The 25,132-nt window shown below is 70.7% G+C and carries 23 protein-coding genes; 15 read left to right on the top strand and 8 right to left on the bottom strand.

The window, feature by feature from the left end; translation table 11 throughout:
• The first annotated feature begins 22 nt into the window (after positions 1-22).
• Positions 23-901: a type IV toxin-antitoxin system AbiEi family antitoxin domain-containing protein gene (locus BGO91_RS04445; protein WP_290471666.1), complete on the top strand. Its 879-nt coding sequence runs from the start codon at positions 23-25 to the stop codon at positions 899-901.
• A 38-nt stretch (positions 902-939) separates the two neighbouring features.
• Here the strand turns inward: BGO91_RS04445 and BGO91_RS04440 are convergent, their stop codons facing one another.
• Both BGO91_RS04440 and BGO91_RS04435 read right to left on the bottom strand, forming a co-directional pair.
• Positions 940-2,706: a biotin carboxylase N-terminal domain-containing protein gene (locus tag BGO91_RS04440; protein ID WP_290471665.1), complete on the bottom strand. Its 1,767-nt coding sequence runs from the start codon at positions 2,704-2,706 to the stop codon at positions 940-942.
• A 79-nt stretch (positions 2,707-2,785) separates the two neighbouring features.
• Positions 2,786-3,421: a nucleoside triphosphate pyrophosphatase gene (locus BGO91_RS04435; protein WP_290471664.1), complete on the bottom strand. Its 636-nt coding sequence runs from the start codon at positions 3,419-3,421 to the stop codon at positions 2,786-2,788.
• Positions 3,422-3,449: 28 nt separating this feature from the next.
• Here BGO91_RS04435 and BGO91_RS04430 point away from each other — a divergent pair, with 28 nt between their 5' ends.
• Genes BGO91_RS04430 through BGO91_RS04415 form a run of 4 tightly spaced genes read left to right on the top strand, consistent with a single transcriptional unit; the run spans position 3,450 to position 7,708 of the window.
• The gene (locus BGO91_RS04430) at positions 3,450-4,742 is read left to right on the top strand and encodes a class I SAM-dependent RNA methyltransferase (RefSeq protein WP_290471663.1); all 1,293 of its coding nucleotides are present in this window, start codon (positions 3,450-3,452) and stop codon (positions 4,740-4,742) included.
• A 38-nt stretch (positions 4,743-4,780) separates the two neighbouring features.
• The gene (locus BGO91_RS04425; RefSeq protein WP_039922616.1) at positions 4,781-5,440 is read left to right on the top strand and encodes a response regulator transcription factor; all 660 of its coding nucleotides are present in this window, start codon (positions 4,781-4,783) and stop codon (positions 5,438-5,440) included.
• A complete protein-coding gene (locus BGO91_RS04420; protein WP_290471662.1) occupies positions 5,427-6,689 on the top strand; it encodes an ATP-binding protein in 1,263 nt (420 codons plus the stop codon). The genes BGO91_RS04425 and BGO91_RS04420 overlap by 14 nt, the downstream gene beginning before the upstream one ends.
• Positions 6,686-7,708, top strand: a complete 1,023-nt coding sequence (locus BGO91_RS04415) for a hypothetical protein (protein WP_290471661.1) — start codon at positions 6,686-6,688, stop codon at positions 7,706-7,708. The genes BGO91_RS04420 and BGO91_RS04415 overlap by 4 nt, the downstream gene beginning before the upstream one ends.
• Positions 7,709-8,092: 384 nt before the next feature.
• On the opposite strand, the gene BGO91_RS04410 is transcribed toward BGO91_RS04415, so the two are convergent.
• Both BGO91_RS04410 and BGO91_RS04405 read right to left on the bottom strand, forming a co-directional pair.
• Positions 8,093-8,320, bottom strand: a complete 228-nt coding sequence (locus BGO91_RS04410) for an acyl-CoA carboxylase subunit epsilon (RefSeq protein ID WP_290471660.1) — start codon at positions 8,318-8,320, stop codon at positions 8,093-8,095.
• Positions 8,317-9,930, bottom strand: coding sequence for an acyl-CoA carboxylase subunit beta (locus BGO91_RS04405; RefSeq protein ID WP_290471659.1), 1,614 nt, complete (start codon positions 9,928-9,930; stop codon positions 8,317-8,319). Before BGO91_RS04405 ends, BGO91_RS04410 begins: the two co-directional genes overlap by 4 nt.
• A 76-nt stretch (positions 9,931-10,006) precedes the next feature.
• On the opposite strand from BGO91_RS04405, the gene BGO91_RS04400 reads away from it, so the two are divergent.
• Positions 10,007-10,786, top strand: a complete 780-nt coding sequence (locus BGO91_RS04400) for a biotin--[acetyl-CoA-carboxylase] ligase (protein WP_290471658.1) — start codon at positions 10,007-10,009, stop codon at positions 10,784-10,786.
• An 8-nt stretch (positions 10,787-10,794) separates the two neighbouring features.
• Positions 10,795-11,343: a PH domain-containing protein gene (locus tag BGO91_RS04395; protein WP_290471657.1), complete on the top strand. Its 549-nt coding sequence runs from the start codon at positions 10,795-10,797 to the stop codon at positions 11,341-11,343.
• On the opposite strand, the gene BGO91_RS04390 is transcribed toward BGO91_RS04395, so the two are convergent.
• Complete coding sequence (locus BGO91_RS04390; RefSeq protein WP_290471656.1) at positions 11,305-11,862, bottom strand: GtrA family protein; 558 nt, start codon at positions 11,860-11,862, stop codon at positions 11,305-11,307. The genes BGO91_RS04395 and BGO91_RS04390 overlap by 39 nt on opposite strands.
• Before the next feature lie 87 nt (positions 11,863-11,949).
• Between BGO91_RS04390 and BGO91_RS04385 the strand changes: the two genes are divergently transcribed.
• From BGO91_RS04385 to BGO91_RS04370, 4 genes are all read left to right on the top strand, one after another.
• The gene (locus BGO91_RS04385) at positions 11,950-13,119 is read left to right on the top strand and encodes a 5-(carboxyamino)imidazole ribonucleotide synthase (RefSeq protein ID WP_290471655.1); all 1,170 of its coding nucleotides are present in this window, start codon (positions 11,950-11,952) and stop codon (positions 13,117-13,119) included.
• A gap of 68 nt (positions 13,120-13,187) precedes the next feature.
• Positions 13,188-13,691, top strand: coding sequence for a 5-(carboxyamino)imidazole ribonucleotide mutase (purE, locus tag BGO91_RS04380; protein ID WP_021762654.1), 504 nt, complete (start codon positions 13,188-13,190; stop codon positions 13,689-13,691).
• Positions 13,688-15,046: an LCP family protein gene (locus BGO91_RS04375; protein WP_290471654.1), complete on the top strand. Its 1,359-nt coding sequence runs from the start codon at positions 13,688-13,690 to the stop codon at positions 15,044-15,046. Before purE ends, BGO91_RS04375 begins: the two co-directional genes overlap by 4 nt.
• A 94-nt stretch (positions 15,047-15,140) precedes the next feature.
• Positions 15,141-16,376 (top strand): acyltransferase, encoded by a 1,236-nt coding sequence (locus BGO91_RS04370; RefSeq protein ID WP_290471653.1) that lies wholly within the window; start codon positions 15,141-15,143, stop codon positions 16,374-16,376.
• A gap of 13 nt (positions 16,377-16,389) precedes the next feature.
• On the opposite strand, the gene BGO91_RS04365 is transcribed toward BGO91_RS04370, so the two are convergent.
• The 3 genes from BGO91_RS04365 to rfbB are packed head-to-tail and all read right to left on the bottom strand — an operon-like array spanning position 16,390 to position 19,392.
• The gene (locus BGO91_RS04365) at positions 16,390-17,541 is read right to left on the bottom strand and encodes a glycosyltransferase family 1 protein (RefSeq protein WP_290471652.1); all 1,152 of its coding nucleotides are present in this window, start codon (positions 17,539-17,541) and stop codon (positions 16,390-16,392) included.
• Complete coding sequence (gene rfbD, locus BGO91_RS04360; RefSeq protein WP_290471651.1) at positions 17,513-18,391, bottom strand: dTDP-4-dehydrorhamnose reductase; 879 nt, start codon at positions 18,389-18,391, stop codon at positions 17,513-17,515. Before rfbD ends, BGO91_RS04365 begins: the two co-directional genes overlap by 29 nt.
• An 11-nt stretch (positions 18,392-18,402) precedes the next feature.
• Positions 18,403-19,392 carry a dTDP-glucose 4,6-dehydratase gene (gene rfbB, locus BGO91_RS04355; protein ID WP_290471650.1) on the bottom strand — a complete coding sequence of 330 codons (990 nt, stop codon included), beginning with the start codon at positions 19,390-19,392 and terminating at the stop codon, positions 18,403-18,405.
• 136 nt (positions 19,393-19,528) lie between these two features.
• Here rfbB and BGO91_RS04350 point away from each other — a divergent pair, with 136 nt between their 5' ends.
• From BGO91_RS04350 to BGO91_RS04335, 4 genes are all read left to right on the top strand, one after another.
• On the top strand, positions 19,529-21,382 hold the full coding sequence (locus tag BGO91_RS04350; RefSeq protein WP_290471649.1) for a cell wall-binding repeat-containing protein: 1,854 nt from the start codon (positions 19,529-19,531) through the stop codon (positions 21,380-21,382).
• Positions 21,383-21,391: 9 nt separating this feature from the next.
• Positions 21,392-22,000 carry a dTDP-4-dehydrorhamnose 3,5-epimerase gene (gene rfbC, locus BGO91_RS04345; protein ID WP_290471648.1) on the top strand — a complete coding sequence of 203 codons (609 nt, stop codon included), beginning with the start codon at positions 21,392-21,394 and terminating at the stop codon, positions 21,998-22,000.
• Positions 22,001-22,013: 13 nt separating this feature from the next.
• Positions 22,014-22,880: a glucose-1-phosphate thymidylyltransferase RfbA gene (rfbA, locus tag BGO91_RS04340; RefSeq protein WP_290471647.1), complete on the top strand. Its 867-nt coding sequence runs from the start codon at positions 22,014-22,016 to the stop codon at positions 22,878-22,880.
• A gap of 150 nt (positions 22,881-23,030) precedes the next feature.
• Entirely contained in the window at positions 23,031-25,118 is a 2,088-nt protein-coding gene (locus BGO91_RS04335; protein WP_290471646.1) for a cell wall-binding repeat-containing protein, read from the top strand.
• Positions 25,119-25,132 lie beyond the last annotated feature (14 nt).

Here is a 25,132-nt window from a genome sequence, read left to right as displayed (position 1 = left end):
CCGGACACTTCAGGCTGTACGCATGGACTGGACGACGACCCTGGGGGAGCGAGGCGGCATCGCCTCACTCGGACAACTTCTCGGCGCCGGCGCGACGGCGGAGGAGCTCGGACGGCGCGTCCGCGACGGGCGCCTCTTCCGGCCGCGGCGCGGCGTCTACGCGCTCCCCACGGCTCCTGGCTCGGCGGTCGCCGCGGTGCGTGCGGGTGGCAGACTCTCCTGCCTCCCTGCCGCGGGGACCTACGGGTTGTGGGCCGGGCAGGAGGCCCGCCTGCATGTCACGGTCCCGGCCAAGGCCACGCGGCTCGCCGCCCTCGATGACCGAAGTGTTCGGCACTGGGTCACGCGCGGAGAGAGCCGAGAGGTGTGGAGAGTGTCCGTCGCGGACTGCCTGCGTTCGGTCGTCCGCTGTGCGCCCACCGAGGACGCCGTCGCCGTCCTCGACACCGCTCTCTCATCCCGGCTGGTGAGTCTCGCCGACCTGCCGGTCCTCTTCGACACGGAGCCGAATTGGACGCGCGCGATCGTGCGGCTCGCGCGGCCCGGTGCCGAGTCCGGTGTGGAGTCCCTCGCACGGCAGCGATTGGAGCGACGGGGACACCATGTCGAACAGCAACTGCACGTTCGCGGCGCCGGACGAGTGGACATGCGTATCGACGGAAGGTTGCTCGTCGAACTCGACGGGTATGCGTTCCACTCCGACCGCGACGCGTTCGAGCGGGATCGCCATCGTGATGCGGAGCTGGTGCGCCGTGGCCACCGCGTCCTCAGGTTCTCCGCGCGTCAGGTGCTCCAGGAGTGGCGGCAGGTCGAGTCCGCGATCGAGGCCGCGCTCGCTGTTCCGGAGAACGTGCGTGACGCGCCGCTGAGAATGCCGGAACTCCGGAGCCTCGCCTCATGAAGCGCGAGATCTCCGGAGTTCCAGGGACGCGCGGGGGGCTAGACGATGTTGAGGAGGAGGTGGCCGGAGGAGACGGTCTCGCCGACGGCGGCGTTGATGCCGGCGATGGTGCCGTCCTTGTGGGCGGTCAGCGGCTGCTCCATCTTCATGGCTTCGAGGACGAGCACGAGGTCGCCCTTGACGACCTCGTCGCCGTCCGCGACGGCGACCTTGACGATCGTCGCCTGCATCGGGGCGGTGAGGGAGTCACCGGTGGCGGTGTCGACCGCACCGGACCCGCCGCGGCGGCGCGGGGCCGGAGCGGAGGAGGCCGAGGCGGAGCCGCCGCCGGTCAGGAGCTTCGCGGGGAGCGAGACCTCGATGCGCTTGCCCTCGACCTCGACGACGACGCTGCTGCGGCGCTCGGCCGGGGTCTGGTCGCCCAGCTCGCCCGACCACGGCGCGATCTCGTTGTTCCACTCGGTCTCGATCCAGCGCGTGTAGATCGAGAACGGCTCACCGTCCTGCGGGGCGAAGGCGGGGTCGCGCACGATCGCGCGGTGGAACGGGATGACGGTCGGCAGCCCGGCGACCTCGAACTCGTCGAGGGCGCGGCGGGAGCGCTCGAGCGCCTCCTCGCGGTTCGCGCCGGTGACGATGAGCTTGGCGAGCATGGAGTCGAACGAGCCGCTGATCTCGTCGCCGGCCTGGATGCCGCTGTCGACGCGCACGCCGGGACCGCCGGCGGGCTTGAAGACGTGCACGGGGCCGGGGGAGGGGATGAAGCCGCGGCCGGCGTCCTCGCCGTTGATGCGGAACTCGAACGAGTGGCCGCGCGGCGCGGGGTCGTCGTAGTCGAGCGTGCCGCCCTCGGCGAGGCGGAACTGCTCGCGCACGAGGTCGATGCCGGTGACCTCCTCGGAGACGGGGTGCTCGACCTGGAGGCGGGTGTTCACCTCGAGGAACGAGACCGTGCCGTCCTTGCCGATCAGGAACTCGCAGGTGCCGGCCCCCTGGTAGCCGACCTCTTTGAGGATGGCCTTGGAGGCGCTGTAGAGCTGCTCGGTCTGCTCGGTGGTGAGGAAGGGCGCGGGGGCCTCCTCGACGAGCTTCTGGTGGCGGCGCTGCAGCGAGCAGTCGCGGGTCGAGACGACGACCACGTTGCCGTACGCGTCGGCGAGGCACTGGGTCTCGACGTGGCGCGGCTGGTCGAGGTACTTCTCGACGAAGCACTCGCCGCGGCCGAAGGCGGCGATGGCCTCACGGGTGGCGGACTCGAAGAGCTCGGCGACCTCGTCGCGCTCGCGGGCGACCTTGAGGCCGCGTCCGCCGCCGCCGAACGCGGCCTTGATGGCGACGGGGAGGCCGTACTGGTCGACGAACTCGAGCACCTCGGCGGCGTCGGCCACCGGGTTCAGCGTGCCGGGCGCGAGCGGGGCGCCGACCTTCTCGGCGACGTGGCGCGCGGAGACCTTGTCGCCCAGGCGCTCGATCGCCTCGGGGGACGGGCCGATCCAGGTGAGGCCGGCGGCGATGACCGCGCGGGCGAAGTCGGCGTTCTCGGCGAGGAAGCCGTAGCCGGGGTGCACGGCGTCGGCGCCGGACCGGCGGGCGATCGAGAGCAGCTTGTCGATGACCAGGTACGTCTCTGCACTGGTCGTGCCTTCGAGGGCGTATGCCTCGTCGGCGAGCTTCACGTGGAGGGCGTCGCGGTCCTGGTCGGCGTAGACGGCGACGGAGCCGATCCCGCTGTCCTGAGCGGCGCGGATGACGCGGACGGCGATCTCGCCCCGGTTTGCGATGAGGACCTTGCTGATGGCTGGCACAGTTCTCTAGCCTATGCCGCCGGGCACCCCTCGTTTTGGCCGATCCTCACAAAAATGGGTGTTCGGATGATTGGAGGGTCTACAAACGGTTCCAGAGCGAGGTCCACTCGACGTCGAGCTCGCGCACCAGCGTGCGCAGCGTCGACAGCGAGAGCCCCACCACCGTGCTCGGGTCGCCCTCGACGCTCGTGATGAACGGGCCGCCCAGACTGTCGATCGTGAACGCGCCCGCCACCTCGAGCGGCTCGCCGCTGGCGACATACGCGTCGATCTCGGCGTCGGTGACGTCGGCGAAGGTCACGGAGGCGACCGCGGTCGCTCCGACGGACCGGTTCTCGCGGCCGTCGCGGTGGTCGATCAGCCAGTGCCCCGAGTGCAGCACGCCGGTGCGTCCGCGCTGGGCGAGCCACCGCTGGCGGGCGACCTCGGGACGATGCGGCTTGCCGTGGATGAGCCCGTCGATCGCGAAGGCGGAGTCGCCGCCCAGGATCAGGCCGTCGATCGGCTCCCCGTCGAGCGTGCCGCGCACCGCTTCGGCCTTCAGCCGCGCCAGGAGCTGGACCATCGCCGACGGCCCCAGGGGGCCGTGCTCCGCCTCGGCGGCGGCGACGGCGGCGGGCTCGTCGACGTGCGAGGGCACGACCACGGGCTCGATCCCCGCTGCGCGCAGCAGGGCGAGGCGGGCGGGGGATGTGGACGCGAGATAGAGGCGCATGGTCACCTGTGTGTGGGATGCTCGAAGGATGCCCCAGAACGATGAGGTCGACCTCGACATTACCAACGTCGCCCACGGCGGCGTGTTCGTCGCACGCCACGAAGGGCGGGTCGTCTTCGTGCCCGACACCCTGCCGGGCGAGCGGATCCGTGCGCGCATCTCCGACCGCACCCACGACCGCTTCTGGCGGGGCGAGGCCGTGGAGGTGATCGACGCCGCCCCCGAGCGCCAGGAGCACGTGTGGGACGCCGCCTCGATCGATCGCGAACCGGGGCAGCGGGCCGGCGGCGCCGAGTTCGGCCACATCCGGCTCGAGCACCAGCGCGAGCTCAAACGGCGGGTGATCGAGGACGCGCTCCAGCGCACGGGCCGCCTCGACGCGGACACGATCGCGCGGGTGAGCCCGACCGGCGGACGGGTCGAGGTCGAGCCGATCGAGGGCGAATCGCCCGACGGAACGGGATGGCGCACGCGCGTGCGCCTCCAGGTGGGCGACGACGGGCGCGTCGGCCCGTACGCGGCACGGACGCACACCATCATCCCGGTGCGCAGCCTCCCGCTCGCCACCGACGCCGTCCAGGAGGCGGCGCCGTTCGGTCAGACGTTCCCCGGGGCGGAGTCGATCGACGTCGTCGCCACCTCCGGTGGTGCGGCCCACGTGCTCGTCAACGACGCCCCGATCCGCACCGGCAAGCGCCTGGCGCGCCCGCGCCGCCGCCCGGTCCCGATCCGGGAGCGCGTGGGCGACCGCGAGTTCCGGCTCGACGCGCGCGGCTTCTGGCAGGTGCACCGCGGTGCGGCCTCCACGCTCACGGCCGCCGTGCAGAGCGCGGTCGACGAAGCGCTCTTCGACCCCCGCGCGGCGAACCTCGACCTCTACGGCGGCGTCGGCCTGCTCGCCGCCGCGCTCGGCGACAAGTTCGGCTCCACGCTGCGGATCACCTCGGTCGAGAGCGACGAAGCGGCGACGGACGACGCCGCGGAGAACCTCGCGGACTGGGTCGGCGCCTCCGCGGTGACGGCGCGCGTCGAGCACTTCGCCGCCGACCTCGCCGCCAACGCGAGCGCGACCGACCGCGCCCGCCTCCGGGCCGCGACCGTCGTGCTCGACCCGCCCCGCTCGGGTGCGGGACGTGCCGTGGTCGAGTCCATCGCGTCCCTCCGTCCGGCCCAGATCGTCTACGTCGCCTGCGATCCCGTCGCGCTCGCCCGCGACCTGGCGTTCTTCGCCGAGCGCGGGTATCCGCTGCGCTCGCTGCGCGCATTCGACCTGTTCCCGAACACCCACCACGTCGAAGCGGTCGCCACGCTGACGCCCTGACGGGGGACACAGGCCTCCGCACCACTACGATGAACCACATGGTGCGGGTTTCTATCGTCGACGATCACGAATCGGTGCGTCTGGGGCTGAAAGCGGCCTGCCAGGACGCCGGTTACGAGGTCGTCATCACCGCCGCGACGGTCGACGAATTCGTCGCCGAGCTGGGCGGCCAGGAGTGCGACGTCGTCGTGCTCGATCTCTCGCTGGGCGACGGGTCGAAGGTGACCGACAACGTCAAGCGCGCTCAGGCGACCGGAGCGGCGGTGCTGGTGCACAGCATCGCCGACCGGGTGGCCAGCGTCCGGGAGGCGCTCGCCGCGGGCGCGGCCGGTGTCATCCCGAAGTCGTCGCCGACCACCACGGTCATGAACGCCATCGCCACGGTGGCGCGCGGCGATGTGCTCAACAACCTGGAGTGGGCGACGGCGATCGACGCGGACAGCGACTTCGCGAAGGCCCAGCTCGGCCGGCGCGAGCGCGACGTCCTGCACCTCTACGCGTCGGGCCTCCCGCTCAAGGCGGTCGCAGCCCAGCTCGGGATCGCGAACTCGACCGCCCGCGAATACCTCGACCGCATCCGGGTCAAGTACGTGGAGGTCGGCCGCCCGGCCCCCACGAAGGTCGATCTGCTCCGGCGCGCGGTGGAAGACGGCATCCTGCCGGGTCTCGATCCCGACACGGGCAATGAGCGCGTCTGACCTGGTGCGTCCCGGGTCCGTCCCGGGAGCTCCGCGCGAGTCGTCGAAGCCTCGCAACCCGCTGAGCCGGGCGCGCATCGAGCGCATCGCCGACCGCACGGTCGCCGCCTTCGGGGTCGTCTTCGGCCTCCAGACCATCCCCACCGCCATCGCCCAGCAGCACGTGCTGGTGCAGCCGTGGGGTCTGGTGATGACGGCCGTCATCTTCGGCGGGATCGTCGTGACCGTCCTGCTGGCGATCCTGCAGCGCTGGGTCAAGGGCGCGATGGCCGTCCTCGCCGTGCTGTACCTGGTGGCGATCGTCTCCTGGCCGCTCGTCGTCTCGGATCCCGCCGCCTTCACGGCCGACAAGCCCTGGATCTGGTTCCTCTGCAACGTGTTCACCGCGTTCGCCGCCGTGGCGTACCCGCTCTGGCTCGCCGTGGTCTACACGCTCATCGCCCCGATCGCGTACGGCGTGATCCGCGCACTCCCGGCGGGCGGCGGCGTCGGCGCCGAGCTGGCGGGGCTCGACGCCGTGTACGCGATCATCCTCGGTGGCGCGATCCTCGCCATCATCGCGATGATGCGCCAGGCGTCGTCGGGCGTCGATGTCGCGCAGAGCCAGGCGCTCGCGCGGTATGCCACCGCCGTCCGCCAGCACGCGACCGAGGTCGAGCGGGTGCAGGTCGACGCGATCGTGCATGACAGCGTCCTGACGACGCTGCTCTCGGCGGCCAGTGCGCGCAGCCCCGAGCAGAAGGAGCTCGCGGCCACCATGGCCGCGGACGCGATCGGCCACCTCCACGCCGCCGAGGCCTCGACGCCGGAGGACCAGTCCCTGGTCGGGCTCGACCGGCTCACCGAGCGACTCGTGACGGCGGCCAACGCGTTCTCCTCCCCGTTCGTCATCGAGGTCCAGGATGTGGAGGTGCACAGCCTCCCGGTCAACGTGGCGGAGGCCGTCTACTCCGCCAGCGTCCAGGCGATGGTGAACAGCATGCAGCACGCCGGCGGACCGGAGGTGCCCCGCAGCATCAGCATCCGCGGCGGCAGCCCGGCCGCGACCGTGCACATCGTCGTGCGCGACGAGGGGCGCGGTTTCTCGGCCGACGAGGTGCCGGCGGAGCGCCTGGGACTGCGCGTCAGCATCCGCGACCGGCTCGCGAAGGTCGGCGGCCGCGCCCGCATCGAGTCGGAGCCCGGCAACGGGACCACCGTCGTGATCCTCTGGCCCTCCTCCGACCGGGAGCAGGAGGTCGTCGAGTGATCACGCTCAACCGCGTCCTCTTCCTCGGTCTCGGCGCCCTGTTCTCGGCGTACCACCTGTTCCTCGCGCTCTCGTCCCTCTCCATCCCGGCGAACCCCGGTCCGCCCATCGTCGCGATGGCGCTGTACGCCGTCGCGACCGTGATGAGCCTGTGGCCGACGAGCCCGACGAAGATGCCGCTCTGGTTGGCGGCCTTCGACCTCGCGGTCTGCGTCGTCATCCCCATCCTCGTGACGAGCCAGCTGGACCCCGCGAAGGACAACGGCTACGGGACCTGGTACGTCGCCGCCGTCGGGACGCTGATCACCATCTGCGCGGTGCGGCGCCAGTCGCTGTTCGCGTGGCTCGGGGTCGGCTTCCTCGCCGTGCAGACGGTCTTCTGGGCGGGCCCGGGCGCACTGGCCGGCATCGGCGTGATCGGATCGGTCGTGTGGGTCGGCGTCGCCGTGGTGATCGCCGGCTCGCTGGCGAAGGCCGGGCGGGATGCGCTGCAGTTCGCCCGCGCCGAGCGCGAGGCCACGGAGTGGCAGGCCGCGCAGGAGGCGCACGTCATGGAGCGTCAGCTCCGGCTGCGGCAGACCTACCGCGTCGCGGCGCCGATGCTGGCCGAGATCGTGCGGCGCGGTGGCGACCTGACGGAGGCCGAACGCCGCGAGTGCCGCTACCTCGAGGGCGCGATCCGCGACGAGATCCGCGGCCGCCGCCTCCTCAACGACGATGTGCGGCGGGAGGTCATGGACGCCCGCCGGCGCGGGGTCGTGGTCAGCCTCCTGGACGAGGGCGGGATCGACGACCTCGACCAGCACGGACTCGAGACCGTGCTGCGCCGCCTGGCCGAGGCGATCCGCGGCACGACGACGGACAAGCTGATCGTGCGCACCGTGCCGCGGTCCTCGCAGACCGCGGTGACCGTGGTGGGGCTGCGCATGTCCGACGACGGCGCCGCCAACGCGCTCGGCGCGGACTCGGACGACGACGAGGTCGATCTGTGGCTGGAGATCCCGCGCCCGGTGGCCTGAGACGCGCTGAGCGGTTCGAGACGCGCTGAGCGGTCCGGGACGCGCTAGGGGTTAAAAGGAGAAAGGGGCCGACACCCGAATTGTCGGCCCCTTTTCAAACCCCGAGTCAGGGCGACAACCCGAATATCGCCCTGACTCGCCCCCAAAGCACTCGCCTGCTTACCCTAGTCGACGAGTGATTCGGCGGTGTGACTCACGAGGAGAGACACCTAGCAATAACTATATTGACGTCAATCCCAGAGATTACATAGTCGTCATTTTGGAGGACACCGGGGGACATCCCGGGGACTCGCATCCACACGGGACCTGGAAACCAGGCTGTCCCACATGTGGGGTACTCCGGGTTCGGGGTACAGCGGGGGACGGATCCGCCGCCTGAGCGGCTCAGCCCGAGAAGGACCGCCAGGCGCCGGGACCCGGTGCCAGGGGCGTGCGGAGCTGACGCTGGCTGCGGGCCCACGCGTCGGGAACCGCCGCGGGGCGCGCGTCGTTCGCGGCCGCGGCCTGCTCCGCGGCGGCCGCGGTGAGCACGGCCGTGACCGCGGCGATCTCCTCCGGCGTCACCCCGCGGGTGACGAACCGGATCTGAGACGGGTCGAGCTCGCCGGTCACAGCGGGATGTTCCCGTGCTTCTTGGGCGGCATGGTCGCGCGCTTCGTGCGCAGCGCCCGCAGCGCCTTGATCACCGAGACGCGCGTGGCCGACGGCTCGATCACGCCGTCGAGCTCGCCGCGCTCCGCCGCGAGGAACGGGCTGGCCACGTTGTAGGTGTACTCGTTGGCGAGCTTGGTGCGCACGGCCGCGACGTCCTCGCCGGCCTCCTCCGCGCGCTTGATCTCGCCGCGGTACAGGATGTTGACCGCGCCCTGGCCGCCCATGACCGCGATCTCGGCGGTCGGCCACGCCAGGTTGATGTCGGCGCCGAGCTGCTTGGAGCCCATGACGATGTAGGCGCCGCCGTATGCCTTGCGGGTGATGATGGTGACGAGGGGGACGGTGGCCTCCGCGTACGCGTAGAGCAGCTTGGCTCCGCGGCGGATGACGCCCGTCCACTCCTGGTCGGTTCCGGGCAGGTAGCCGGGGACGTCGACCAGGGTGAGGATCGGGATGCCGAACGCGTCGCAGAAGCGCACGAACCGGGACGCTTTCTCGCCGGCGTCGATGTTGAGGGTTCCGGCCATCGCGCTCGGCTGGTTCGCCACGATGCCGACCGAGCGGCCCTCGACGCGCGCGAAGCCGATCACGATGTTCGGCGCGAAGAGCGGCTGCACCTCGAGGAACTCGCCGTCGTCGACGATGCCCTCGATGATCGTCTTGACGTCGTACGGCTGGTTCGGGGAGTCCGGGATGACCGTGTTGAGGCGCAGGTCGGCGTCCGTCGTCTCGAGCTCCGGCTCGGACTCGTACTGCGGCAGCTCCGCGAGGTTGTTCTGCGGGAGGTAGCCGAGCAGGCTGCGCGCGTAGTCGAGCGCGTCCTCCTCGTCGCTCGCGAGGTAGTGGGAGACGCCCGAGATCTTGTTGTGGGTCAGCGCGCCGCCCAGCTCCTCGAAGCCGACGTCCTCGCCGGTGACGGTCTTGATCACGTCCGGGCCGGTGACGAACATGTGGCTCGACTTGTCGACCATGATGACGAAGTCGGTGAGGGCGGGGGAGTACACGGCACCGCCGGCCGCCGGGCCCATGACGATGGAGATCTGCGGGATGACACCGGAGGCGGCCGTGTTGCGGCGGAAGATCTCGCCGTACTTGCCGAGCGCGACGACACCCTCCTGGATGCGCGCGCCGCCCGAGTCGAGGATGCCGATCATCGGCACGCCGGTCTTCAGGGCGTGGTCCATCACCTTGATGATCTTCTCGCCGGCCACCTCGCCGAGCGATCCGCCGAAGATGGTGAAGTCCTGGCTGAACACCGCGACGTTGCGACCGTGGATGGTGCCGACGCCCGTGACGACCGCATCGCCGTAGGGCCGCTTGGCCTCCATCCCGAAGGCGTGGGTGCGGTGGCGAACGAACTCGTCGAACTCCACGAACGAGCCCTGGTCGAGCAGCAGGTCGATGCGCTCGCGAGCGGTGAGCTTGCCCTTGGCGTGCTGCTTCTCGATCGCGGCCTCCCCACTGGCGGTCACGGCCTCGTGGAACCGCTCCTTGAGGTCCGCGAGCTTGCCTGCGGTGGTGGAGAGATCGGCGGTCTGGCGTGCTTCGGTGTCGGTCACGCCGTTCACTCTACCTGCCAGTGCAGAGGCCGTGCCGTTGACGGGATCCTACAAATCCTGGGCTCCGGACTGGCAGACTGGGCCAATGCAGCAGAGCGATCACGTGGACTTCCGCCGGAGCCGAGCCGTCGTCCCCGGGCTGGAGGTGCTGTCCGAGGCCGGGTCCACGAACGACGTCCTGAGCGCGCGCGCCGCGGGCCTTCCCGACCTCTCGGTCGTCGTGACCGCGAATCAGACCGGAGGCCGGGGCCGGCTGGGCCGGGTGTGGGTCGCCCCTCCCGGACGCACGCTGGCGATCTCGGTGCTCCTGAAGCCGGAGGGGCTCGCCCCGGACGCCTTCGGCTGGTTCCCGCTGCTGGCCGGGCTCGCGATGAGCCGGGCGATCGCCCCGCTCGTACCGGGCACCGTGTCGGTCAAATGGCCGAACGACGTCCTGATCGACGGGCAGAAGGTGAGCGGGACGCTCTCCGAGCTGCTGCCCGACCTCTCCGGTCTCGTCGTCGGCGTCGGCGTGAACCTGTTCCAGGAGAGCGACGAGCTGCCCACGGCGACCTCCACCTCCCTCGTCGTCGCCGGTGCCGACGCTCCGGACGCGGACGTCGTGCTCGCCTCCTACCTCGCCCACCTGATCACGCTCTACCGCGAATACCTGACGGCCGGAGGCGATCCGGTGCGCAGCGCGCTGCGCGACGAGGTCGCCGAGGCGTGCCACACCATCGGTCGCGCGGTCCGCGTCGAGCTCCCGAGCGGCGAGGATCTGCTGGGCACGGCGGTGGGCATCGACGACGACGGGCGACTGATCGTGGAGTCGGATACGGGGCGCACGGCTGTCGCGGCGGGCGACGTGACGCACCTGCGGTATTAATGGGAAGCATGAGCAACACGACGGACGGGGTGCCCGGCCAGCCCCCGGAGCGGGTCGTGGCGCGTCTGCGCCGGAACGCCCGCGTGCTGTTCTGGCCGAGCCTCGCTCTGATCGCCGCGAGCGGAGCGGTCGGCTTCTTCGCCGGCCGGCTCGACGAGGTGTGGGAGATCGTGCTGCTGTGGTCGTCGGCCGCCGCCGTCCTGCTGCTGCTCTTCCTCCTGCCGCTGGCGGCCTGGCTGAGCCGGCGCTACACGATCACCACGCGGCGGATCGTCATCCGGCACGGCTTCTTCGTGCGCGTGCGCCAGGAGCTCCTCCACAGCCGCGGCTACGACGTGAGCGTGAAGCGCAACTGGCTGCAGAGCGCCTTCCGCTCCGGCGACGTGCGGATCAACGCCGGGCTCGATCATCCCGTCGTGCTCAAGGACGTGCCGAAGGCCGATCAGGTGCAGCGCGCGCTGAGCGAGCTGATGGAACACGCGCAGACCGTCGTGGCGATGCGGCGCCAGCAGTCGGAGTCAGTCTCCGATGAGACGACCGTCTGGGGATCCCGCTAGCGTCGAGCCGGTGAGCACGGGCGGCTCCGCGGTCGCTCCGACAGGAGCACGGCGCTTCTCGCGTCGTTCCGCGCGGTCCGGCGAGAACACCCACCAGCGGTAGAAGCCGAAGCGGAACACCATCCCGAGCGCGAGGCCGACGACGTTGTTCGCGATGTTGTCGGCCAGCAGCGAGGTGAAGCCCAGCAGGTAGTGCGACACCCACACGCACAGCAGCGGGATGGCCATGCCGGCGAGGCTGACGATGAAGAACTCGGCGCCCTCGCGAGCGGTGTTCGACTGGCGGTTCTGCGAGAAGGCCCAGTAGCGGTTGCCGACCCAGTTCGTGCCGATGGCGACGAGGGTGGCGATCGCGGTCGCGATCAGGGTCTTGTGGGGCACGCCGGCGAGCACGGTCAGCATGAGGCCGTTGAAGACCGCGAGGTTCACGACGAAACCGACCGCTCCCACCGCGCCGAACTTGATCAGCTGGGGGAGGAGGCGTGCTTTGCGCGCCGTTGGAGGATTCTCGTTCGTCATGCTCCGGCCGTCGTCATGCGGGAAGATAGGTAGTGCGCTCGCCACACTACGCGAGCCGGGTAGCCCGATGCTGAGAGTTGCCACGGGGTGCATGAAGAGTCGAGGAGAGAGCGTTCGATGGTCAGGAACACAGTCGGAGTGATCGGCGGCGGCCAGTTGGCACGGATGATGGTCCCTCCGGCGGTGGAGCTCGGCATCGACATCCGCGTGCTCGAAGAGGCCGAGGGGATGAGCGCGGAGATCGCCGCGACCGGTGTCGGCGACTACCGCGACCTGGACACGGTCCTCGCGTTCGCCGAGACCGTCGACGTCATCACCTTCGACCATGAGCACGTCCCGCCGGCGATCCTGCGCGAGCTGGTGTCGCGCGGGATCCCCGTCCATCCCGGACCCGACGCGCTGCTCTACGCCCAGGACAAGATCCAGATGCGGGCCAAGCTCAGTGAGCTGGGGCTGCCGGTGCCCGAGTGGGCCGCGGTGGAGTCGGCCGACGAGCTCGCGGCGTTCCTCGCCGACCACGGCGGCCGGGCCGTCGTGAAGACCGCCCGCGGCGGCTACGACGGCAAGGGCGTCCGCGTCGTCTCCGAGGCGAGCGAGGCCGACGACTGGTTCCTCGCGCTGGCCGAGGACGGCCGTGGCGGCGCCCTGCTGGTGGAGGAGCTGGTCTCCTTCCGTCGCGAGCTCGCCCAGCTGATCGCGCGGCGCCCCTCCGGCGACTCCGCGGTCTGGCCCGTGGTCGAGACGGTCCAGCGCGACGGCGTTTGCGCCGAGGTGATCGCCCCGGCGCCGGGAGCGGCGGGACGCACGGCGGAGGCCGCCGCCGACATCGCGACCCGCATCGCCGACGGGCTCGGCGTCACGGGCGTGCTCGCGGTCGAGCTCTTCGAGACCACCGACGGCCGCATCCTCGTCAACGAGCTCGCCATGCGCCCGCACAACAGCGGCCACTGGTCGATCGAGGGCGCCGTGACGAGCCAGTTCGAGCAGCACCTGCGCGCCGTGCTCGACCTGCCCCTCGGTGAGACGCGGCCGCGCGACGAGTGGTCCGTGATGGTCAACATCCTCGGCGGGCCGGCCGAGGGCACCCTCCAGGACCGGTACCCGGCTGCGCTCGCCGCGCATCCCGAGGCCAAGTTCCACGGCTACGGCAAGGAGCCGCGGCCCGGCCGCAAGGTCGGTCACGTGACGGTCGGCGGCGACGATCTCGACGACGTCGTGTACCGGGCCCGCGCCGCGGCGGCGTACTTCGAGGGCTGATCCCGCCCGGTCCGACTCGCGCGTGCCGTAACCCGGACGCGGGGGTACCCGCCCGTACGATTATTGCCATGCCCGAGAACCCCCAACCCCTGGTGTCCGTCGTGATGGGTTCCGACTCGGACTGGTCCGTGATGCAGGAGGCCTCCCGCCTGCTCACCGAGTTCGGAGTCGCCCACGAGGTCGAGGTCGTCTCCGCGCACCGCACCCCCGTCAAGATGATCGACTTCGGGACGGCGGCCGCCGGCCGTGGTGTCCGCGTGATCATCGCGGGAGCGGGCGGCGCCGCACATCTGCCGGGGATGCTGGCCGCCGTGACCACCCTCCCGGTCATCGGGGTGCCCGTCCCGCTCGCCCGCCTCGACGGGCTCGACTCCCTGCTCTCCATCGTGCAGATGCCGGCCGGGGTCCCCGTCGCGACCGTCTCCATCGGCGGCGCGCGCAACGCTGGCCTCCTCGCGGTCAAGATCCTCGCCACGTCCGACCCGGAGCTGACGGCCGCGCTCGAGCGCTTCGCCGCCGACCTGGAGGCCAGCGTCGAGCAGAAGAACGCAGCCCTGCAAGCCAAGCTATGAACCCGACCAGCCCGCTGCGTCATCCGGACGCCTCGTCCGCGCCCGTCATGACCAGGCGCGGCTGGTGGCTCGTCCTGATGAACGTCCTGCTGCCCGGATCGGCTCAGGTCGTCGCCGGCAACCGGCGGCTCGGCCGGATCGGCCTCATCGCGACCGGGCTGCTGTGGCTGCTCGCGATCGTCGCCCTCGTCGTGTACCTGGTCGCGCCCGCGACGATCTACACCGTCGCCACCCAGGCGGGCAGCCTGACCGTGCTGCAGATCGTCCTCGTCCTCTATGCGGTGCTGTGGGTCGTGCTCACGCTCGACACGCTGCGGCTGGTGCGTCTGGTCAAGACGACCTCGAGGGCGCGCGGGCTGATCGCCGCCTTCGCCGTCGTCGTGCTCGTCGGGCTGACCGGAACGGCCGGGTACGCCTCCGTCGTGGCCGGCTCGGCCCGCGGCGCGCTGGGCGACATCTTCTCGGCCGGTCCGTCGGAGCCGCCGGTCGACGGCCGGTACAACATCATGCTGCTGGGCGGCGACGCCGGACCCGATCGCGACGGCCTGCGCCCCGACAGCATGTCCGTCGTCAGCATCGACGCCTCGACCGGCAAGGCGGTCACCATCGGCCTCCCGCGCGATCTCAACCCGGTGCCGTTCACGCAGCACTCGCCGCTCCACGCGCTCTACCCCGACGGCTACGGCTACGAGGACCGCTGCGACGTCGACGTCTGCCAGCTGAACTCCATCTACACCGAGGTCGAGACCTACAAGAAGGACCTCTACCCGAACGCGACGAAGAACAAGAGCGAGCCCGGGATCGAGGCGATGCGGGATGCGCTCGAGGGCGCGACCGGTCTGACCATCCAGTACTACGTGCTGATCGACATGCAGGGCTTCGCCGATCTCGTCGACGCGCTGGGCGGCGTGGACATCACCGTGACGGACCGCATCCCGATCGGCGGCGACGAGGATCTCAACGGCGTCGTCGAATGGATCGAGCCCGGTCAGCGCCATCTCGACGGCTACCACGCCCAGTGGTACGCCCGAGCACGCCACGGGTCGAGCGACTACGACCGGATGGCGCGGCAGCGTCAGCTGCAGGACGCCATCCTCAAGCAGGTCAACCCGGTGAACGTGGTCAGCAAGTTCGAGGGGATCGCCAAGGCGGGCTCCCAGGTGATGAAGACGGACATCCCGCAGTCGATGCTCGGGTACTTCGTCGACCTCGGGATGAAGACGCGCAAGCTCCCCGTCGACCAGCTCGAACTCGTGCCGCCCACGATCGACCCGACGAATCCGGACTACGCGCAGATCCACCAGCTCGTGCAGCAGGCGGTCGCCCCGGCGTCGCCGAAACCGACCGCGAAGTAGGCGGAACGCGTCCAGCCGACCCCTCAATAGGTCACAGGGACCGCTCAGCGCAACCCCGTAGCGTCGCCCGCCTATGACGGGTACAGGTGGAAGCGTGGCAGAGAAAACGACCCGACCGGCGAGCACCCGGCTGACGGCCCTGGACGGACTCCGGGGCCTCGCCGCGGTCATCGTCGTGTTCCACCACGCCCTCTACACCAACCCCGATTTCCCCGGAGCACCGGGCGGCGGCAACGCTCCGGCGGGCTCGGCGATGTGGTGGATCAGCTACACGCCCCTCAAGTTCGCGACCGCCGGCGTGGAGTCGGTCATCGTCTTCTTCGTACTCTCGGGACTCGTCGTCACCCTGCCCGTGGTCCGCCACCGCGGCTTCGACTGGGTCGCGTACTTCCCGCGCCGTGTGGTGCGCCTGATGGTGCCGGTCACGGCGTCCGTCCTGCTCGCGGCCGCCTGGGTCGCCGCGATCCCGCAGGTCTCGACCCAGCCGAAGGGGACGTGGCTGAGCAACTCCTCGACGCCGAACTTCAGCTGGGAGTACATCGTCAAGGCGATCGATCTGCTCGGCGGCGACGGGCAGATCAACAACCCGCTCTGGTCGCTGCGTTGGGAGCTGCTGTTCTCGCTCGCGCTGCCCGTGTTCGCCGTGGCCGCCATCGCCGTCCGCAAGTGGTGGATCGGCGGCCTCGCGCTGGCCTGCGCGCTGACGTGGCTCGGCGCGCGCGCCGGCTCCGCGGAGCTCGAGTACCTCCCCGCCTTCTTCGTCGGTGCCGTGATCGCCGTGCGTCTCGACGCCGTGCGCAACGTCGCCGACCGCATCAACGCGCGCTGGTTCCGCCATCCGCTGTGGGCGGCACTGACTGTCGGCAGCGGGCTGTTGATGATCGCCCCCTGGCTGGTCGGCCCGGGCATCACGCAGCTCCCGGAGCTGGAGCACGCGCTCAAGGGGCTCGTGCCGCTCGCGGCGGCCGGGCTGGTCGTGGCGGTCCTCGGCTGGAAGCCGCTGCGCGCGGTGTTCGAGTCGCGGCCGTTCCAGTTCGCAGGAACGATCTCGTTCAGCCTGTACCTCGTGCACGTGCCGATCCTGATCTTCAGCACCTACCTCTTCGCGTCCGAGCCCTGGTACGTGGCCCTGCTCTTCGGCATCCCGCTGGCGGTGCTGGTCTCGGTCGCGTTCACCTGGCTCATCGAGAAGCGCAGCCACCTGTGGTCGAAGGCGGTCGGAACCTGGGCCTCGGAGCGCTACCGCGCCTGGTTCGGCCGCGAGGATGCCCCGGCCGAGGCGGCTCCGGCCCCCGCCACGCGCGAGTTGGAGTCCGCGAAGCGCGGGTAGACGCGGTGGCGGTCTAGAGGTCGGCGTGCAGCTGCCAGACCCGCTCCGCGGAGTCGCGCCAGCTGAAGGCGCGGGCGCGGTCCGATGCCAGCACGCCCAGCCGCTCGCGGAGCGCGGCGTCGTCGAGCACGCGACCGATCGCACCGGCGAGGCGCTCGGAGTAGTCGCTCTCGTCCGCGTCGGTGGGGGAGGGGCGCTCCACGACGAGGCTCGCGCCTCCCGCGACCTCCACGAGCGCCGGGTCGTCGGAGTGGATGACCGGGAGGCCGAACTTGAACGCCTCGACGATCGGCAGGCCGAACCCCTCCGCGAGGCTCGGGTAGACGAACAGCGTCGCTCGGTCGAGCACCACGGCGAGGTCGGCGTCCTCCAGCTGCCCGAGGGCACGGACGCGATCCTCCGGCAGCCCGGCGGCAGCGGCGATCCCCGTGGCGGAGCCGTCGCCGAAGCGATCGGGGCCCGCGATGAGGAGGGGGATGCCGTGGGCTTCGGGGCGGGCGACAGCGCGGATGAGGGGAGCGACACCCTTCCGCGGCATGATCGAGCCGAGGGTGAGCGCGTAGCGCTCCGGCAGCGCCAACCGGGCGGCGCGCTCGTCCGCGTCGGGCGGGAGGCGCAGCGCGGTGGCGGGTGCGCCGCCGATGACCCGGATCCGGTCGCCGAAGTCGAGTTCGTCGGAGAGACGGGCGGCCACGGCGTGCGTCGGCACCACCACGGCGTCGGCGTGCTTGCGCGCCCGCTTGGCCATCGCCTTCGTCCACAGGGCCGCACCGGCGCCGAGGGACTCGGGGTGTGTCCACGCGAGGGTGTCGTGGATGGTGACGGCGACCTGGTCGCCCTCGTGGGCCGCGCGCCGACGGCGGAGCGGGGCGAGGAGGGTCGGTGCGTGGACCATGCCGTGGATGCCGCCGAGGCGCACCCCGGACTGCCACGCGACGGTCAGCTCGCGGTGGGCGAGCGGGAGCCGCGTGATGTCGGCCAGGCCCGGGAGGAGGAGCCGCAGGTCGTCGAGCTGCTCGTCGGAGACGGCGGAGACGATGCCCACGACGTCGCAACCCGCGGGAGCGGTCGTGATCAGCTGTCGGGTGAGCTCCTCGGTGTAGCGGCGTGCGCCGCCCGGAGCGTCGCCGATCAGCTCATCGATCACCACCCTGAGGGTTGTCATTCTGCTCCAGGACTCCGTGACGCGCTGCGTCGGCCAATGCTGCCTCCCACGCCCGCATGGGCTCGAGGCCGGCTGCACGCCAGGCCTCGTGACCGAGCACCGAGAAAGCAGGTCGTGCTGCGGGCCGCACGAAGGTCGAGCTGTCGGTCGGTGTGACCCTATCAGGGTTCAATCCGGCGCTGCTGAAGACCGCTTTCGCGAAGTCGAACCACGACGCGCGACCGGAGTTCGTGCCGTGGTAGATGCCGGCGGGAGCGTCCGCATCCAGGAGGGCGACGATCTGCGCGGCGAGGTCGCCCGTCCACGTCGGCTGGCCGATCTGGTCGGCCACGACGCTGACGGTCTCGTGGACGGCGGCGAGCTTCACCATGGTCTTGGCGAAGTTCGGGCCGCCTGCGCCGTACAGCCAGGCCGTGCGCACGATGTAGGTGCCGTCCGGGTGGGCGGCCAGCGCGAGCTCCTCGCCGGCGGCCTTGGTGCGGCCGTAGGCGTTGAGCGGATCGCGCGGGGTGTCCTCCGCGTACGGCTCGGTCGCCTGCCCGTCGAAGACGTAGTCGGTCGACACGGTGACGAACCTCGCCCCGTGGTGCTCGGCGGCGACGGCGAGGTTCTCGGTGCCGGTCGCGTTGATCGCGTAGGCCTCGTCCTCGTGCGTCTCCGCGTCGTCGACCTTCGTGTAGGCGGAGGCGTTGATCACGACGTCGTGCCCGGCCACAGCCGCCAGCACGGCGTCTCGGTCGGTCACGTCGAGGTCGGCGCGCCCGAGGGCCGTCACATCGCGGCCCTCCAGCGCGCGCTGCAGGTCCTGGCCGAGCATGCCGCGGGCCCCGGCGATGAGATAGCGCGTCATGGCGTCGGCGCTCAGGCGTCCAGCGCGGCGCGGGCCTTGAGCGGCTCCCACCAGGCGCGGTTGTCGCGGTACCACTGCACCACGTCCGCGAGGCCCTGCTGGAACGGGACCTGCGGCTCGTAGCCGAGCTCGTCGCGGATCTTCGAGATGTCCACCGAGTAGCGGAGGTCGTGGCCGAGGCGGTCGGCGACGCGGTCGACGTACGACCAGTCCTTCCCGGTCGCGTCGAGCAGCAGCTGGGTGAGCTCCTTGTTGGTGAGCTCGGTGCCGCCGCCGATGTTGTAGATCTCGCCGGCGCGGCCGCCCACGAGCACCATCGCGATGCCGCGGGTGTGGTCGTCGACGTGCAGCCAGTCGCGGATGTTGTTGCCCTCGCCGTAGAGCGGGACGTGCTTGTCGTCGATGAGGTTGGTGACGAACAGCGGGATGACCTTCTCGGGGAAGTGGTACGGGCCGTAGTTGTTCGAGCAGCGCGTGATCGACAGGTTCAGGCCGTGGGTGCGGAAGTAGCTGCGGGCGAGGAGGTCGCTGCCGGCCTTCGACGCGGAGTACGGCGAGTTCGGCTCGAGCGGGCGGTCCTCGGCCCAGGAGCCCTCGGCGATCGAGCCGTAGACCTCGTCGGTCGAGACGTGCACGAAGCGCTTGAGGTCGTTGCGCAGGGCTGCGTCGAGCAGCTGCTGCGTGCCGAGCACGTTCGTCTCGACGAAGATCGACGCGTCGCGCACCGAGCGGTCGACGTGCGACTCGGCCGCGAAGTGGACGACGGCGTCCACCGTCGGGAAGAGCTGGTCCAGCAGCGCGCCGTCGCGGATGTCGCCCTTGACGAACGTGTAGCGCGGGGAGTCCGCGACGGGGGCGAGGTTCGCGAGGTTGCCGGAGTACGTCAGCGCGTCGAGCACGACGACCTCGGCGCCCTCGAGGCCCGGGTAGGCGTCCTGAAGCGTGCGACGGACGAAGTTGGAGCCGATGAAGCCGGCGCCACCGGTGACGAGAATCTTCATGAGGGATTGGCCTGCCTAGAGAAAGAGCGAGAAATGTCCGCGCCGAGTCTACCGGTTCGCTGTCTGAGAGGCTCCGCAGCGGCCGATGCGCCGGCGCTCTTGCGGTGAGGCCGGGGCGCCGGGGTAGTCTGCGATCATGAGTTTTGGGGGGAACCGGGCTCGCGCCCGAGCCATCGTCGTGTCCGTCGTCGTCGCCATCGCCGGCGCCGCTCTCGTCGCGCCGGCCGCTGCCGCGGCCGACGACCCGCAGGGGCAGGCGGATCAGTACTACGCGGCGCTGGCAGAGCGTGCGGCGGGCACCACGCCGACGGACGCGCAGCTGCAGGCGAACGTCGAGGCGGGGCTCGCAGGCGAGGCCAGGGCCTACGCCTCGGCGGACGACCCGTCGCGGTTCGTGGACGGCAACCTCGTCAGCGACGCCGTGTTCTTCAAGGGCGACGCGTGGACGGCGACCCAGCTGCAGACCTTCCTCACTACGAAAGGTGCGAGCTGCACCGGGGCGACGTGCCTCAAGTCGTTCACGATGACGACGCCGGCCAAGGCGGCCGACGCCGCGTGCTCCGCCTACGCGGGACGCGTCGGTGCGACGGCCGCGCAGATCTTCGCCGAGGTGGGCCTCGCCTGCGGCATCAACCCCGTCGTCCTCGTCTCGCTCGTCCAGAAGGAGCAGGGCCTCGTCACCACGTCGGCTCCGACGCAGTGGATGTACGACCACGCCACCGGCTGGCTGTGCCCCGACACGGATGCCGGGTGCAACTCCACGCCGGACGCCACCGGCTTCTTCAACCAGGTCTACGGCGCGGCCTGGCAGTTCAAGCAGTACGGCATCGACCCCTCCTTCAACTGGTTCCCCGTCGGCAAGGTGTCCCCGGTGCGCTACAACCTCGACGCGACCTGCGGGTCGAAGCAGGTCGCCATCCAGGACAAGGCGACCGCCGCTCTCTACTACTACACGCCGTACACCCCTGACGCCGCGTCGCTCGCCTCCTACCCGGGCGAGGGCGACGACTGCTCGGCCTACGGCATCCGCAACTTCTGGATGCTGTTCAACGCCTGGTACGGCGACTCGACGGCGGGCAGCGTGCCCGCCACGGCGCGCATCTCCGGCGGCGACCGCTTCGCGACCTCCGCGGCCATCTCGGCTGCCGCCTACCCGAACCCGGGGGCCGGGGTGAAGGCGGTCTACGTCGCCAACGGCCTCTCCTTCCCCGATGCGCTGGGCGCGGCGCCGGCCGCCGTCAAGCTGGGCGGCCCGATGCTGCTCGTGCTCCAGTACGGCGTCCCCGCGTCGATCATGACCGAGCTCCAGCGCTTGAAGCCTCAGAAGATCTATATCGCCGGCGGGGTCAACTCCGTCGGCCCGGACGCCGCGGCGCAGCTTCAGACCGTCGCGCCGATCGAGCGGATCGGCGGCGGGGACCGCTTCGAGACGTCGAGGATGATCGCCGCGAACGCCTTCTCCGCTCCGGTCGCCACGGCCTACCTCGCTTCAGGCCTCGACTTCCCGGATGCGCTCTCCGCCGGTGCCGCGGCCGGTGCGAAGGGGTCGCCCGTCATCCTCGTGAACGGCGGCCTGACGGACGCCGATTCGGCCACGGTCGCGCAGCTCAAGGCGCTGGGCGTCACCAACGTCAAGATCGTCGGCGGCGCCAACTCCATCTCGGCGCAGTACGCCTCGAGCATCCAGTCGCAGGGCTTCACCGTCACGCGGCTGAGCGGCGGCGATCGGTTCGCGACGAGCTTCGCCGTCAGCGCCGACGCCTTCCCGGGCACCACGCCCGCCACCTTCATCGCCTCTGGAACGCTGTTCCCCGACGCACTGTCGGGCGCGGCGTACGCCGGGAAGATCGGCTCGCCCCTGCTCGTGAGCCGCGCGGGCTGCATCGCGGCGCCGGGTGCCGAGATCGCGTTGCGTTCCAGCACGATCGACCTGATCGGAGGGCCGAACGCCCTCGCCGATCAGGTGGGTATGCTCAGCGTCTGCCAGTAGACTCCACGGGTGCAGATCCGAGAACTCTCCATCCCAGACGCGTACGAGATCACCCCGCAGCAGCACCAGGACGACCGCGGACTCTTCTTCGAGTTCTACCGGTTCGACCGCCTCGAGGAGGCGGTGGGGCACTCGCTCGACCTCAAGCAGGGCAACACGTCCGTCTCGCGTCGTGGCTCGGTCCGTGGCATCCACTTCGCCGACATCCCGCCGAGCCAGGCCAAGTACGTGATGTGCCCGCGCGGTGCCGTGCTCGACTTCGCCATCGACATCCGGGTCGGCTCGCCGACCTTCGGGAGCTGGGACTCGGTCCTCCTCGACGACGTCGACCGCAAGGCCATCTACGTCTCCGAGGGCATCGGGCACTGCTTCGTGGCCCTGACGGACGACGCGACGGTCAGCTACCTCGTCAACGACGTCTACAACCCCACCCGCGAGCACGGGATCAATCCGCTCGACGCCGAGATCGGACTGGAGTTCCCTGTCCCGGCCGAGGAGCTGCTGCTCTCGCCGAAGGACACCGAGGCCCCCGGCCTCTCGGAGGCCGCCGCCTCGGGTCTGCTGCCCACCTGGGAGGCGGCGCGAGCCTTCTACGCAACGCTGAACGACAAGAAGTAGGAGACACCGGAACATGCGCGGAATCATCCTGGCCGGCGGCTCCGGCACCCGGCTGTGGCCCATCACCAAGGGCATCTCGAAGCAGCTGATGCCGATCTACGACAAGCCGATGATCTACTACCCGCTGTCGACGCTCATGATGGCGGGGATCAGCGAGATCCTCATCATCACCACGCCCGAGTACAACGAGCAGTTCAAGGCGCTCCTGGGCGACGGCTCCGACCTCGGGATCCGGCTCGAGTACGCCGTGCAGCCGTCGCCGGACGGCCTCGCCCAGGCGTTCGTCATCGGCGAGGAGTTCATCGGCGACGAGTCGGTGGCGCTGGTGCTGGGCGACAACATCTTCCACGGGGCCGGCCTCGGGACCTCGCTGCGCAACCACAACGACATCGACGGCGCCCTGATCTTCGCGTACCACGTGAGCAACCCGACGTCGTACGGCGTCGTCGAGTTCGACGAGGACTTCACGGCCCTCTCCATCGAGGAGAAGCCCACCGCGCCGAAGAGCAACTACGCGGTGCCCGGCCTCTACTTCTACGACAACAGCGTGGTGGAGATCGCGAAGACGATCACCCCGAGCGCGCGCGGCGAGCTGGAGATCTCGACCGTCAACGAGCGCTACCTCGAGGCGGGCACGCTCCAGGTCCAGGTGCTCGACCGCGGCACCGCGTGGCTCGACACCGGGACGTTCGAGTCCATGATGCAGGCGTCCGAGTACGTGCGCGTGATCGAGGACCGCCAGGGCTTCAAGGTCGGGTGCATCGAGGAGATCGCCTGGCGCGCCGGCTGGATCGACGACGCGCAGCTGCGGGCGCTGGCCCAGCCGCTGGTGAAGAGCGGCTACGGCACCTACCTGAACGAGCTGCTCGACGCGCAGTGAGCCCGTCGGGGTGACCCCAATCCGGGGGTGACGAGAAATCGCGCATCCCCGCGCCCGCGGCGCAGAACGCGGGATGTGGAGAGCTGATCCGCGCAGGTTTCTTGCGTTTGAGCGTGAAATGTTTGCACAGGGTTGGCTAAGCTCGGCGATATGTTGATCGGCCACGTTCGGGCGCGCGCCGCCATGATCCTCGCTGTCGCTCTGGCGATCGCGTTGACCTTCTCCGTCGTTCCGGCGACGGCTCCGACGGCCTCCGCCGCCGGGCCGGTGCGCACCGCGGTGGGCTCGGAGTTCAAGCCCGGCTACATCATCAGCGACGAGAACTTCTACAACGGCGGCGCCCTCTCGGCCGACGGCGTGCAGTCCTTCCTCAACAGCAAGGTGGATGCCTGCCGCGCCGGCTACACCTGTCTCAAGGACTACCGGCAGTCCACCACCACCCGTGCCGCGGACGCGATGTGCGGTGCGTACACGGGCGCCGCGAACGAGTCCGCCGCGACGATCATCTACCGCGTCGGCGCCGCCTGCGGGATCAGCCAGAAGACGCTCCTCGTGCTCCTGGAGAAGGAGCAGAGCCTCGTCTCCGACACCTGGCCGACAGCGGGCCAGTACAAGATCGCGACCGGCTTCGCCTGCCCGGACACCGCCGCCTGCGACGCCCAGTACTTCGGGTTCTACAACCAGGTCTACATGGCCGCCTGGCAGTTCAAGAGGTACGGCAACCCGCCCGGCACCAGCCAGTACTTCACCTGGTACCCGGTCGGAGGCACCGTGCCGGTGCGCTACAGCCCGACGGCCTCCTGCGGCTCGTCGAACGTCCTGATCCAGAACGCGGCGACCGCGGCCCTCTACTACTACACGCCGTACCAGCCGAACGCCGCGGCGCTCGCCAACCTCTACGGCACGGGCGACGCCTGCTCCGCCTACGGCAACCGCAACTTCTGGCGGCTGTACACCGACTGGTTCGGTCCGACGGTCGGCGTCGTCCCGCCGATCGGCAACTTCGAGTCCGCGGCGCTGAACGCGTCGACCTTCGGCATCGCCGGCTGGGCCATCGACCGCGCCGCGATGCAGTCGGCGGTGTCCGTCCGCATCACCTGGAACACGCCATCCGGGGTCACGACGCAGACGGTCACCGCGAACGGGAGCCGCCCGGACGTCGGCGGCGCCTACCCGCTCGCCGGCCCCAACCACGGGTTCACGGCCAGCGTGCCGCGCACCGGCGAGGGCCAGTACCTCGCCTGTGTCACCGCCCTCCCGGTGGGCGGCAATCCCGCCGCGACGGCGGACCTCGGCTGCAAGTCGGCCTTCTACTCCTCGGCGGTCGGAGGGTCGGGGACACCGGCCACCTCCCGCGTGCAGGGAGCGGACCGATGGACGACATCCGCCGCGGTCTCCAAGGCGGCGTACCCGACGCCCGGTGTCCCGGTCGTCTACATCGCGTCCGGCGTGAGCTTCCCCGACGCGATCGCCGCCAGCGCCGCCGCAGCGGCCCAGAAGGGACCGCTGCTGCTGACCGCCGGAGGCGCCCTGCCCGGACCCGTCCTCGACGAGGTGAAGCGCCTCAAGCCGCAGAAGATCGTCGTGGTGGGCGGGACCGCGGTGATCGCCGATCCCGTGATCGCCACGCTCGCGGGCGTGCAACCGAACACCGTGCGGATATCCGGCGGAGACCGCTTCGCAACCGCGCAGGCCCTCGCCGCCTACGCGTTCCCCACCGCCACCGGCGCCTACTTCGCCTCGGGGCTGAACTTCCCCGACGCGCTGTCGGCCGCCTCCGCCGCCGGCACCGCCGGGCGGCCGATGATCCTCGTCACCGGCTACGGCGCGGCGGACGCGGGCACGGCGGCCTACGTCGCGGCCGCCAAGATCACGTCCGCGACGGTGGTGGGAGGATCGAACGCCGTGGCCTCGGCCTTCGACACGTCGCTGCAGCAAGCGGGCGTCGCCGTCACCCGCATCGGGGGAGCGGACCGCTGGGAGACCAGCCACCTGGTCAACGTGAAGGCGTTCCCGACGTCGGGGACGGTCTACATCGCCTCCGGCATCGACTTCCCCGACGCGCTGTCCGGCTCGACGCTCGCCGGGGCCGCGAAAGCCCCGCTGTTCGTCTCACCGGGAGGCTGCCTGCCGCGCCAGATCGGCAACGACATCGTGACGATGCGCGCGACGAAGGTCGTGCTGATCGGCGGGACCGCGGCGCTGTCCGCGGACCTGGACTCGTTCCGCCCCTGCTGATCGGCGGGGTGCGG

The sequence above is a fragment of the Leifsonia sp. 71-9 genome, from assembly GCF_001898805.1.
In the GTDB taxonomy this organism is placed as follows: Bacteria; Actinomycetota; Actinomycetes; order Actinomycetales; family Microbacteriaceae; genus Leifsonia.
The sequence above is the reverse complement of the archived record's forward strand: the minus strand, read 5'-3'. Positions and strand labels throughout refer to the sequence as shown.